This window comes from Treponema primitia ZAS-2 (assembly GCF_000214375.1).
GTDB lineage: Bacteria > Spirochaetota > Spirochaetia > Treponematales > Breznakiellaceae > Termitinema > Termitinema primitia.
Genome location: NC_015578.1, coordinates 3440460 through 3451935 on the forward strand (window position 1 = coordinate 3440460; position 11476 = coordinate 3451935).

At 54.2% G+C, this 11476-nt stretch carries 16 protein-coding genes; 11 read left to right on the forward strand and 5 right to left on the reverse strand.

The window, feature by feature from the left end; genetic code table 11:
• The first annotated feature begins 36 nt into the window (after positions 1 to 36).
• From TREPR_RS14855 to TREPR_RS14895, 9 genes are all read left to right on the forward strand, one after another.
• On the forward strand, positions 37 to 867 hold the full coding sequence (locus tag TREPR_RS14855) for a hypothetical protein (RefSeq protein WP_015709164.1): 831 nt from the start codon (positions 37 to 39) through the stop codon (positions 865 to 867).
• Positions 857 to 1246, forward strand: coding sequence for a hypothetical protein (locus TREPR_RS14860; RefSeq protein WP_015709165.1), 390 nt, complete (start codon positions 857 to 859; stop codon positions 1244 to 1246). Before TREPR_RS14855 ends, TREPR_RS14860 begins: the two co-directional genes overlap by 11 nt.
• Before the next feature lie 103 nt (positions 1247 to 1349).
• Entirely contained in the window at positions 1350 to 1691 is a 342-nt protein-coding gene (locus TREPR_RS14865) for a hypothetical protein (protein ID WP_015709166.1), read from the forward strand.
• A gap of 2 nt (positions 1692 to 1693) precedes the next feature.
• Positions 1694 to 1885, forward strand: a complete 192-nt coding sequence (locus TREPR_RS14870; RefSeq protein ID WP_015709167.1) for a hypothetical protein — start codon at positions 1694 to 1696, stop codon at positions 1883 to 1885.
• Between the two features lie 12 nt (positions 1886 to 1897).
• Entirely contained in the window at positions 1898 to 2419 is a 522-nt protein-coding gene (locus tag TREPR_RS14875) for a helix-turn-helix domain-containing protein (RefSeq protein ID WP_015709168.1), read from the forward strand.
• 29 nt (positions 2420 to 2448) lie between these two features.
• The gene (locus TREPR_RS14880; protein WP_169313432.1) at positions 2449 to 2961 is read left to right on the forward strand and encodes a lecithin retinol acyltransferase family protein; all 513 of its coding nucleotides are present in this window, start codon (positions 2449 to 2451) and stop codon (positions 2959 to 2961) included.
• A 44-nt stretch (positions 2962 to 3005) separates the two neighbouring features.
• Positions 3006 to 3602, forward strand: a complete 597-nt coding sequence (locus TREPR_RS14885) for a hypothetical protein (RefSeq protein ID WP_015709170.1) — start codon at positions 3006 to 3008, stop codon at positions 3600 to 3602.
• Positions 3603 to 3604: 2 nt separating this feature from the next.
• Positions 3605 to 4525, forward strand: a complete 921-nt coding sequence (locus TREPR_RS14890; RefSeq protein WP_015709171.1) for a hypothetical protein — start codon at positions 3605 to 3607, stop codon at positions 4523 to 4525.
• A 187-nt stretch (positions 4526 to 4712) separates the two neighbouring features.
• A complete protein-coding gene (locus TREPR_RS14895; protein WP_148257335.1) occupies positions 4713 to 5414 on the forward strand; it encodes a GNAT family N-acetyltransferase in 702 nt (233 codons plus the stop codon).
• A gap of 185 nt (positions 5415 to 5599) precedes the next feature.
• Here the strand turns inward: TREPR_RS14895 and TREPR_RS14900 are convergent, their stop codons facing one another.
• The gene (locus tag TREPR_RS14900; RefSeq protein ID WP_015709174.1) at positions 5600 to 5848 is read right to left on the reverse strand and encodes a hypothetical protein; all 249 of its coding nucleotides are present in this window, start codon (positions 5846 to 5848) and stop codon (positions 5600 to 5602) included.
• Between the two features lie 140 nt (positions 5849 to 5988).
• Entirely contained in the window at positions 5989 to 8124 is a 2136-nt protein-coding gene (locus TREPR_RS14905; RefSeq protein ID WP_041611239.1) for a leucine-rich repeat protein, read from the reverse strand.
• A 201-nt stretch (positions 8125 to 8325) separates the two neighbouring features.
• On the opposite strand from TREPR_RS14905, the gene TREPR_RS14910 reads away from it, so the two are divergent.
• Both TREPR_RS14910 and TREPR_RS14915 read left to right on the forward strand, forming a co-directional pair.
• Positions 8326 to 8577 carry a hypothetical protein gene (locus TREPR_RS14910; RefSeq protein ID WP_015709178.1) on the forward strand — a complete coding sequence of 84 codons (252 nt, stop codon included), beginning with the start codon at positions 8326 to 8328 and terminating at the stop codon, positions 8575 to 8577.
• 9 nt (positions 8578 to 8586) lie between these two features.
• Complete coding sequence (locus TREPR_RS14915) at positions 8587 to 8817, forward strand: hypothetical protein (protein ID WP_015709179.1); 231 nt, start codon at positions 8587 to 8589, stop codon at positions 8815 to 8817.
• Positions 8818 to 8919: 102 nt separating this feature from the next.
• On the opposite strand, the gene TREPR_RS14920 is transcribed toward TREPR_RS14915, so the two are convergent.
• The 3 genes from TREPR_RS14920 to TREPR_RS17980 form a co-directional block, all read right to left on the reverse strand.
• Positions 8920 to 9144 carry a hypothetical protein gene (locus TREPR_RS14920; RefSeq protein ID WP_148257337.1) on the reverse strand — a complete coding sequence of 75 codons (225 nt, stop codon included), beginning with the start codon at positions 9142 to 9144 and terminating at the stop codon, positions 8920 to 8922.
• Positions 9110 to 9235, reverse strand: a complete 126-nt coding sequence (locus tag TREPR_RS19160) for a hypothetical protein (protein WP_015709181.1) — start codon at positions 9233 to 9235, stop codon at positions 9110 to 9112. The genes TREPR_RS14920 and TREPR_RS19160 overlap by 35 nt, the downstream gene beginning before the upstream one ends.
• Before the next feature lie 76 nt (positions 9236 to 9311).
• The gene (locus TREPR_RS17980; protein WP_015709182.1) at positions 9312 to 11402 is read right to left on the reverse strand and encodes a GLUG motif-containing protein; all 2091 of its coding nucleotides are present in this window, start codon (positions 11400 to 11402) and stop codon (positions 9312 to 9314) included.
• Positions 11403 to 11476 lie beyond the last annotated feature (74 nt).

Here is an 11476-nt window from a genome sequence, read left to right on the forward strand (position 1 = left end):
CAGTAGGGGCGGCTTATTTCAGCGAGGAGGGTATTCATGTTTCCAATACTAGGAATAATAGCAGCCGGTGTTGCATCGGCGTTGACTGCTGGTGAAACAGTCGGGCTTGGCTTAACGGCAATCGGCCTTGGGGCAGGCATCAAGGGCTTGATTGATCAGAATGAGGCGGATGAAATAAGCGCTGAAGCTCTGGAATCGTACCATGCCGTGTATAAGCGGCTTTGCCGAAAGGCGGAATCGGTGAAAAACAGACTGGAACGTTTTATGGATATGAAAAGATCCGTGTATCAAAATGAGATTAAAAATGCGGTTGAAATACTGTCGTATTATAAGGCAGTGAATCTCTCTGCATACCAGGAAACCGGCATTAAGAGCCTGCATTGCATTGCGCAGGATATTAACGATCTTGGGTGTTTCGCCGATGAACCGGAAAACGCAGTATCATTTTTTGCCAAAGCCGCGTTATTGGCTATTCCCATCGCCGGCTTTAACCTTGCCGCTAAGGGGACAGAAGCGAAAACCCGGGCAGAACTGATGGCGGCAAATACGGACATCGAAATCGCCCGGATGGAAAAGACCATGATAGCGCTGGAAGCCATTACCGCCCGGATAAAGGAAGGCGAATATATCATCCAAGAGCTCATAAGCAGGGCCGCCCCGGTTATATCCGCCCTGACTGCTTACCGCGCAACTGGGGAAAAGCAGCCATCGGTTTACATCATGAAACAGGTTGAGGCAGGCGTCTTGCTTGCGAAAGCCCTGAAGGCGGTAATCGAAGTTGACATCCTTACACCCCATGGCCATCTCAATGGGAATTCGGGAATAGTGTTTTCCAAGGTTAGAAGGGAGGTCATCAATGAAGTATGATTTAATCCCATCTTCCCCCCTGCCAATTCCGCAAGGGGAGTTGATCGGCGGGGTAATCAAAGCCATTACCGATTATGCCGGGCTTGTAGAAAAGGGGAAAACTGAGCGGCAGGAAATCAGCGCCAAACGGGATCTTGCTTTGGAACTCATTCGGAACGAGCGGGCCCTATTGACCCAATACCTCACGAACCGTTTTGGTGAAAAAGCTGTCCTTTATAGCGGGTATTTTAACCTGTTAACCTGTGCTTTGGAGAATCAAGATACCGAAACCACCAGGGTTATTCTTGAAAACATCCTGGAAGTTTACCGGGATGATCCTTGCCGGGCCGGGATTCTCAGAAAGATTGGCTCTAATTCCCAACGGACAGAACTGATATAATCTTAAAGTCCCTTGGGGAGCGACCATTTTCAGTTACTATTGTTTTATCTTTATTACCAGGAGGCGCTGCAAAGCGTCCTCACACTTTAATTGGAGGCTATATATGGCAAAGGAAAGCGGGGTAGGTATGGATTCTACCGATGGGTTTCAGGATGAGGATAGATTCAGCGAAGGTATCGAAAAGATAACCGGGGTATTAGACGAAGCGGCGGATAAATTGTTTGCGCTTGCTGAATCCCTGAATGGCCCTGATGGGGAACTGGAAGAAATCAATACCGGCAAAACCCAGGAGGAAATTGACGCGGAAGACGAGCTGGTAGCTCAAATCGCCGGCCCTATCGTAGATGCCCTGGATGCGGCGACTGCCGAAATCTACGGGGTAACCGAAAAGGTTCTTGAAATGACCGGGGACTTTTTAAACAGCATTTTTTCGGAAAGGGGTTAATTATGAATAATGATAAATCAAAGAAGGCGTTACTGCCGGAAGCGGATGTTGAACTTGATAGCATGATAGACCGCGTTATCAGAGAGCAAAGTGTTATCGGCAATAATGCTGCCGCAGATGCCTTGAGGCCGCTTGTTAACCTGATAACTGCATCATTACCGCATACGGATAGTATCGACAGTGATGCTGATTAAGAGGGGGGCCTTATGGTAAATGAGACACTGATTACAGAACTTCGTGACTATATAAAGAAGCGATACCGGCTTGTGTCAATTCCCCCAATTTTTGGGGGAACGGCCAAGCTGCCCGGCGCCGAGCGGGGCATACGGCCAAATGCCTTTGGGGAAGCCGCGGAACTGTTGGCATCCTTTGTGAAGCAAAATCGTCATGAGCCATTTGCCTTTACGCTTGAGAAACTGCGGGAAGAAAAGGGCCTGAAACCGGCGGAGCTTTACAAACAGGCGTGGATTGACAAGCGCCTGTACTCAAAAATACTGACCAGCGGCAATTACAAGCCTAAGAAAGAAACGGCTATTGCATTTGCTCTTGCACTGCAACTGCCCATTACAGAGTTTAACAAATTTTTGAAGACCGCTGGCTTTGCATTAAGCGATAGCTCTATATCGGATTTGGTTGTCCGCTTCTGCGTAGAGCATGAACTTTGGGATATTGCGGATGTAAACGCGCTGCTCTTTGAATCGGGGCAAAAGGTATTATGCCGGGAGTAGATATAAAAAGCAGTATAGGGGATGGGAACATGGCGCACCAGGAAAAGCTTTGCCCAAACCCTGGTGACATTCTCAGGGTAAGCCGTGGCTTGTATTACCACTATGGCGTATATGCTGGGGAAAATCGGGTTATCCACTATGCTTCTAAGACCGGAGACTTTGGAGATGATATCTGTGTGCATGAGACGACACTTAACAGTTTCTGCCGCGGAGGGCGATACATGGTTTGCATTTTTTCTAGTACATACCGGAAACCGGACCTTGGAACAAAAGTCCTTGATATGATAGAGCATCCAACGCTTTTTACAATTATGGATTCCTTGTCTGCTTTGGCGCTTGAGTTATCAAGTTCTGGTTTTCATTTGTATTCGGGGAAAGAAACGGCAGAACGGGCCCGTTCCCGGATCGGAGAGGATAAGTATAACATCATCTTTAATAACTGCGAGCATTTTGCGGTCTGGTGTAAGACAGGCATTTCAGAATCCGCACAGGTAAGTTCAGTAGTATCGCTTTTAGCGGCGATTCCGGCAAAGACAACGTAAAGAATTTAAATCGATGGAGTAACCATCAAAAAGGAGGGTAGATTGTGATTAATATAGAACACTTGTGGGACCCGGATTGGGTCGAGCAAAACAAAGAATTCCCGTATCAGTTTCATTTCAAGCTTACACTAATCGGTAAAGTCTGTCGGCTGTTGCTTGGCAAACGTTTTGTTTACTTTGATCACATTTTAAGTTTTCACAACATTGGGACTGCTGGTGATCTTGATAAAACAAATATTTTGTATACTGAAAATCGCTTTATCAAACTAAAGGCGATTGTGGTGTTTCGGGATAGCACTGTTCTCCGGGAATTGTGGAACTATGAGAATCCAAAACGCGGTGATGAGTTTCCATGCCTGCACAAATACCTTCGCCACTGTTCAAACGAAAGAGTAGGTAAAAGAATGGGTAGCCCATATCAGGATCAATATTACTATGAATCTTTTCGCACGCTCAAAGAACAAGTAGAAAAACAGGTGAAAAAAATATGGAGGACAATAGTGAGACGTGGCGGAGTTAGGGTAGATCCGGTCTATAGGCATGATTTCCTGGAAAGCTGCCAACGTACTTTTGACGAGAAATATTTCAAGGAACAAAAGAAGATGAGAAAAGATACTAAGAAAAAAAATAAAGGAGGGTAAAGATGTTTGAAAGATTATTTCACCGATCTTACTGGAATGCACCATCATATATAAAAGAACCATGGGAAGAATATAATTATATTGAACTTGAAATAAAAATCTATAAAGGCGAGTTTGTTCCGAAAGACAAGACCCCAGAGTATCTTACCAGGAAGTACCATGAAGATGTATTGGCGGAACAAAAAGCCAGATTCGAGCATGACTTAACCGAAGCCCGGCGATTAAACCCTAAACTATCCTCACGCATGTTTTATTACCGGCAAATCAACAAAGGCATTGGCTATAGGAATTACATACCGTTCATCTCTTGGCAATATCTCGTTTGGTTGATTTATCGCAAAATAACAGGATTCCTTCAGTGGAATATTGGTTGGCCAATTCGGGAACTTTTACAGTTAGTACCCAGGCGTCCGCCTGACTATCCATCCGATGTGTTGGTCAGCGGTGATGAAGATGTGATGCCGACATTCCGGGAATGGGTCTCAGAACGGATAGAGGAAATACATACCAGAGGAGGGTATATGGCTAATTATCTGGAAATAATTACGAGAAGAAAAGGATTGGATACAATACGTGAGATTATTGAAGATGTTGTAAAATGTCCTGAACCGAAGGACCGGCAAGGAGTATTCATCAGGGATGATGATACCAACGAGTTTCTCGGTTTTATTGGCTGTTATGAGAATCCAAAGGATCATCAAGTTGTTGATGAATTATTGGCATTCAGATTTGACAAAACCGGTATCCCCACGAATGATGTGGAGGAATATGTTCCCGAACTACTCAAGACTCATCGGGAAGTACGGTGGTCCGCCCATCGGCCAAATAAGCACGTAGTTACGGCGTATACTTCGTTTGTAAGGCGTCTTGAAAAAGAAGGCTACAAGGTTAGCATCGGGTACTTGCGGGATTTTAAATTATAGCGGAGGGCAGTCAGATTTAGCCTGGTGTTCTTTTGTGTAAAGGCAAAAGAACCGGAACAACCGGTACAATAATAAGTATTTAGGAAGTTTTCTAGCAATAGAAAATAAAACCTTATTGGCAATTTCGGCTGCCTTTTTTTATTCGAGTCCGGAAAGGGGACATTTAAATAGAGAAATGGGGGTTTCTATGAACCTTTATGAACAACTTGATTATATTTTCAGTCTTGAGGACTTTACCGATACCAAAATAAAAGACCAAGCCATTCTGGATGAATATGTGAAATTTCGATACGATGGCCATATCAAAATAGACCCCTGGCTGGATCATGATGAATTCCGGATAGATTCGCTCCAATATCTCATTGATATAAACGCCAATTATTTCGGATATGCATTTGATACCAATAGAAAATCCGCAGGCTTCTTAATCGGGAGAATTCCGGGTTTTAATAACCATCGGCAGCAGAGAAACAACGTCAAAAAATACATCGCCTATCTTGAGAGTCAACGGAATGCGAAAGATGAGTTCATTATGATACAACTTGGCGGTGGTAGTGGAGAACGGTTTAGTGATGTTGTCAGAAACACAATCGGAGTTTCAATATCGCAATGTGCCTGGCTCACTTTTTTCAAGACCATGGAAAGTTTTCACGGAAAAGGATATGGTAAGCAACTTATCACTGATTTTATAGCGCAAGCGAAGAACTACCCTATTATCGTACTAACAACCACCGATTCCAATTTTGGTTTCTATGAACACATGGGCTTTGCGAGAGTATGGGATAAAAAAATCAAGGGAAAAGAACACCATTTTATTTATGCGTATACCGCCAATGCTAAAACTATGAAAAAATATCGCCAAAAAGAGAAGGCGCTTAAAATTACATAAACCTATCCGGTCCCTTCTATGGGGCCGGGTTTTTATCTCTTTTTACCCTGTGGATTGGATTCCTCGTCGGAGACCTTGCCCATGAGTTCCAGCGAGGAGTTTACCAGGGAGGCCATATCAACGGTCAGCTATATTCAAGAGAATATTAGGGGGCTTGTGGACTACGATAATTTTACCCGGTGGATTTATTCGCGGCAGAAGCTTTTGACATAGTCGGCGTCCGGCTGCAATTCAGACAATTCCTCTGCGGATAGGCCAGTGATGGCCATGATCTGGTCCGCATACAGACCGTGGTGTTGTAGCTGGTGGGCTATCTCGTCCATCAAGGCGGTATAGGCTATGATCATGCCCTCCTCTTTGCCTTCGGCAAATCCCTCTCTGCGGCCCTGTGCCAGCCCTTTTTGATAGGCAAAAAACGTAGTTTTTCTGTGCATAAAAAGCCTCCGATACGATACGGCTTGTATATGGATTTTGCTTTAATGGGGGAAAATATTTTTAGGTACTAGTACGGCGATAGCAAACAAAGCCCGGTAACCCCGGGCTTTGTTTCGTCAGCTAGTTTTTCGCCTTGCGCTTACCCTTCCACAAACGTTACCGTTACGTTGCCGCCCCAGGGCGTGGAGGTGCAGGCCGCTTCGTAGGCAGCCTTGCGTCCGGGGGGAACCGTGATGGTGATGGCCTGCCCCACAAGGCCGTTGAAGATGGGCGCTGTTGGGGGGCTGGCCCCCAGCACCAGTGAGCCCAGGGCGGTACAACCGGTGAAGGCATGGCTGCCGAAGGACACGACCTGGGGGAAGCTCCCGGTTTCCAGGGCGGCGCAGCCGCTGAAGGCAGCGCCGGCAATGGACGTGGCCAGGGGAAAGTCCACCGCCGCGAGGCTGCCGCAGCCGGAGAAGGCCTCCTTCCCCGCCGATTCAAGCGCCGGGAAGGAGACGCCCTCCAGGGCAGCGCAGTCCCGGAGCCCGTTTTCCCCAATCGCCGTAACGCCCCCGCCGCTGACCTGCCGGAGCCGGGAAAAGCCGCCCAGGGCCGACTTAATCGCCGACCCGGCCTTGGCCCCGCCGCCGATAGTCGCCACCGAAGCCGACAGGGTAAGGGCGGTAAAGCGCTCCCGGATAGCCTGCTGTTCCTCCGCTGACCCGCTGAGGGCATAGGCGATGCTCTCCCCCGTGCAGCCCCCCAGGTCCAGGGCAATGTCGCCGGCGGGCAGGGCCGCCACCGCCGCCGCATAGAGCGCCCCCAGGCCGCCGGACAAATCCAGGCCGCTGACCCGCAGCTCCCAAGCCTCGCCGGGCCCCGGGCCTGTCCCGCCCGGGGCCGCCGGCAGGGCCGCCACTGCCGCCCCGATGGCGGCGGCAAGCTCCGCCTGGGAAGCCCCGGCGCCCACGGTTATTGCCAGGGCATAGGGGGTTCCCGTCTCTGGCTCCGCTTCCGGGTCCGGCTCCGCTTCCGGCAGGTCCGCCGGCAAGGCCGCCGTCACCGTGAAGGGGAGGAGCTTCGCATAAGGAACCCCCTCCCGGACTCCCCGAAAGGTGAGGGAGTGGGGCCGCGCATCGTAGTCCGCGGCGTTCAGGGTAATGCTGCCATCCCCCGCGCCAATCTCCTCGCCGTCCACATACCAGGCAACCGCGCTGTATCCCTCCGCACTGAGAGTGACGGCGCTATTCGCCCCGGTCCCGGAAAGCACGATAGGCCCGCCGTACCCGGAAAGCGTAAGCTCGTGGGCAAGGCTAAGCCCCACCGTAATACTGAGGCCGCCCGTCGCAGGTGTCCCCGCAGGTGGCTCCGTCGCAGGTGGCTCCGTCGTGGGCGGTTCCGTCGTGGGCGGCGCAGGAGGCTCCGGCGCGACAGCCAAGTCATCATCGGTAAAGACATAATCCGGCCCCGCCGCCTCGGTGGTCAGGCCGGGGTAGAGGTGGATCAGCTCGGTCCGCCCGGCGCTCAAGCCGCCCTTGGCAAGCCTGATGGTCAGGAGGTAATACCCCCCCGGCAGCTCGATGGTCCCGGCATTCACCCCCGCCGTCAGGGTCCGGGTTCCCCCGTCCACCGCCGCATCCGCCCCGTCAAGGCCGGCCCTGGTCAGGGTCAGGGCCCCCGCACTGAGGCCGCCGGGCACGGCCACCGTATAGGCGAAGGTCCCCGCCCCGTCCCCCGGCGCCAGGGTGATGCGCTCCGCCACGCTCTCCCCGGCGCTCACCGTAAGCGCCGCCCAGCCCGCCGCCGCCGCCGTGGCCGCGCCGGCATGGTACGCCCGGGCCGTGATAATCCAGTCCCCAACCGCAAGCTCCACGGTTTCCGCCACACCGGGGCTCAAGGCCACCGTCCCATGACTCGCCGTCGGGTGGGAAAAGCTCACCTCAAACCGGTCGAAATCCGCCGCCGGGTACAAGGTCCGAGCGGACTGGCCAAGCGCATCACCAATGGTGATAGTCACCCGCCCATACCCGCCGCCGCCCCCGGCCTCGGCTCCGGATGGCCCCGCAGGGCCCGCAGGCCCGGCCGGCCCCATGGGCCCCGCCGGCCCCTCGCAGCCCGTAAGCAGCGCCCCGGCCAACAGCACAGCAAGCACAGCCTTCCAAGCCCCGGTCCATGGAGTTTTGGCTATGCCAAAACTCCAAGACGAAAAAGGCGCCACGCGCCTTTTTCGTCCCGCCAGAACCGCCAACTTGGCGGCAGCCCCGGCGCTGACAAAGTAACACCTATCTTTCATAGCAACTCCTCGGACCTACTGGTCCACATGCACAGGGTTTTCCCCCATACACCCCCCTTTATGGAGCCGCCGTGAAAAATGCTTTAGCGGGAACTTATTTTTTGTGCGATTTTTTGTTTTTTTCGGGAAAAACGGCGCCTGCCGCCCAACAGCGTTTTCTTGCTATACAGAGCCGGGTATGGTAGTATAGGGGGTATGGATATGGAGTTACAGATCATCTGTATTCCCTCAGCTTTCAGGCATGGTGTTACTGAAGCGGACATTCAATGGGCCTTTAATACCGTCAAGTATGACCACCTTGTGGTCGGGTTTGATAACAAATACCTGTTGTTGGGCTTCGATACCAAGGGTAATCCGCTGGAAGTGATGTACCATGATTTGGGCGAAAACAGGGTGAAGGTATTTCATGCCATGACCTGTAGGAAAGAACTTATTCCATTGATGAACGAATAGGAGAACCGTATGCAAGACATTACCGACCGGGAAGGGGAAGCGCTGGACGAATACTATACCACCCATTTACCAACAACCGATCCGTCCAAAGGCGGCGTTACCACCCGGCAGGGCTTTCGCATGGTGGCGCTCGACCGCCTTTCAGAGGACTACCTGGTAACCAGGGCGATTGCTACCCACAAGACCCCTACGGAGATCATCGGCGAGCTGGTCCGGGAGAAAATCGCCGCTTCTGCATAAGCGCACGCTCCGGTTGCTCCCTTTTCCCTGGGAACCGGCGGGGGGCGGCAAGTTCCGCAGGAACTTGCCGCCCCCCGCCGGTTCCCCCCTTTTTCCGGGCGCCTATTCTGCGGCGTCCAACGCCGCTTGCAGCGCAGCACGCGCCTGGGGGTCCAGCTTCCGGGGTTTCGCGCTGCGCTGGCTGTGGGGGTTTGGGATGGCCCGGTACGCCCCTCGATCCAGTGCGGCATACACATCGGCCACCAGTACATCGGCCACCGCATCGGTAATCGGCGTGCCATCGTCCAGTGTTTCAATCCTGTCCATCCGGACCTCCCTCGGACCCACCGGCCCGCTGCAATTTTTTCAGTATGTCGATAACGTTCTTAGTCGCTTTCATGGCGTGGATGACAATCTCCTCGCCGTTAATCTTTACCACGGTAACCACTTCCAGCGCCCGCCCCCCCCCCTAAAAAAAAGCCCGGTATCCCCGGGCTTTTGTATCCGCAGTCTTGTTATTCCTGCCAGTAGAGCGTGGGATACACCGGGGTGGCGCTGTTGCCCAGGCTCTTCCAGTAGAAGCCCGTATCGGGGTCATTGCCGATACCCCAGCTATTGGTTGCATTATTGGTGGGCCATGAGCTGCCGCCGAACTTCGTGGTGCCGCTGTCGCCGAGGTCGCCGCCAACGCCTGCGCTTGCAGCGCCTCCCACATCTTTCCAGTAGCAGGCGGTGATGGTGCTGCCATGGCTCTCCCCCACCACGCCGCCGACATAGCCGTTGCCGGAAACGGGGCCGGTGTTGTAGCAGGCGGTGATGGTGCTGCCATGGCTCTCCCCCACCACGCCGCCGGCATAGGTGGTGCCATAAACGGGGCCGGTGTTGTAGCAGGCGGTGATGGGGCCGCTGTTGGACCCCACCACGCCGCCGACCTGGCTGTTGCCGGAAACGGGGCCAATGTTGTAGCAGGCGGTGATGGGGCCGCTGTTGGACCCCACCACGCCGCCGGCATAGCCGTTGCCGGAAACGGAGCCGGTATTGTAGCAGGCGGTGATGCTGCCGTAGTTGTTGTTCCCCACCACGCCGCCGGCGTAGTAGCTTTCGCTGGTAACGGTGCCGCTGTTGGAGCAGTCGGTGATGATGCCTTCGTTGTACCCCGCCACGCCGCCGACAAATAGGTCGCTTGTAACAGAACCGCTCGCTATACGCACATTCTGCACCGTGCCGCCTTCGCCCACCCACCCGAACAGGCCCTGCACACTTGAGCTTTTGTTTATATACAGGTTCCTGATAGCCTTGCCGCCGCCGTCGAAGGTCCCGGTAAAGGAGTTGTCGTAATCGAAGCCCACCGCATCCCATTGCTCGCCGCCCCATACGCCGGGAGCGCCGCCCAGCAGGTCCAGGTCCGCTTCCTGCTTGTACTTGTCGTCGCTATGGTCGGGGCCAAGCTGGGTGTTAATCAACTGGAACTCCGCATAGCTGCCGATGGGGACGAAGCCCGCAGCATCGGGGTCCCGGAACTGGAGATTGCCTTCGCTGTCTATGTTCAGGAAGACCTGCTCGTCCGCCCGGCGACCGATGAGGATGGGGTCCGTTATGTCCGTGGGGGTGATGCTCTTGATAAGCCTCCCGTCCACGGACTTTTCAACGGTAAACGTTCCGGTATACTCCCCGATGAGCGCCGGGTCCCCTGCGGCAAAGTCCTTCGCCGTAAACTCAAAGCTCGCCGCCGTGGGGTCCGTGCTGGGGCCGCCCACGTAGGTGGTCATGTTCCCGTAGATGTGGACCGTCTCGCTCATGCCCGCATACCCTGCGCTGTTCAGCAGTTCCGCCCGGAGCAGGTAGTCCCCGGCGGCCAGCCCCGCCTTGGTCCCGGTCAGGGTGGTGGGGGGGGTGGTGGTGGGGGTCAGGACGATAGGCTCCCCGCCCTCGTCGGCCAGGTTTTGCAGGGTCAGGCTGAGGACCGTGGTCCCCGCCGGGTAGGTGATGGTATAGGCCAGGGTCCCGGCCCCGGCCCCGGTCACCGGTTTCAGGGTCACCGTGACGGTCTGGCTTTGGCCATTGGCCACGGTGATGTCCTCGGTCCCGGTCCCCACCAGCTTATTGTCGGGAACACTGTCGTCATAGGCCTCCACGTACAGGGTGTAGGCCCCCACCGCCAGGATGTAGTTCCCAGCGCTGACCTCCTCGGGCTGGGGGTCCATCTCCGTCCCGCTCTTTTTCCAAGTATAGGTATAGTCAAGCCCCCCCACAGGCGGCGGCGTCGGGTATGCGGTCCGCTGCGGTCCCTGCGGGACCGCTTGGAGTTTCGGCGTAGCCGAAACTCCAGACACAGGCTCAGGCTCAGTCCCAAGCGCAGTCTCCGGCTCAGTCCCAAGCTCAGTCCCCAGCCCAAGCCCGGAGACCTCCACCCGCACGGTGCCCGCAGGGCCGCCCAGCCCCCCGCCCACCGGGCCGCCCTCCGGGCCGCCCACCGTCGCCGCACACCCCGCCATCAGCAGGGCCATCACGAAGCCCAGAAGGTGCCAGGCACCTTTAGCCCAGAAAAGGTGACTGTCACCGTTTTGGTGCCAGGCACCGTTTTTGTCAGCTTTACCATTCATCATACCTATACTCCTCATATACTAATCCTCGCTCATCTACACATTCTCGCTCTAATACTCTCAGCCCGCAGAAAGGT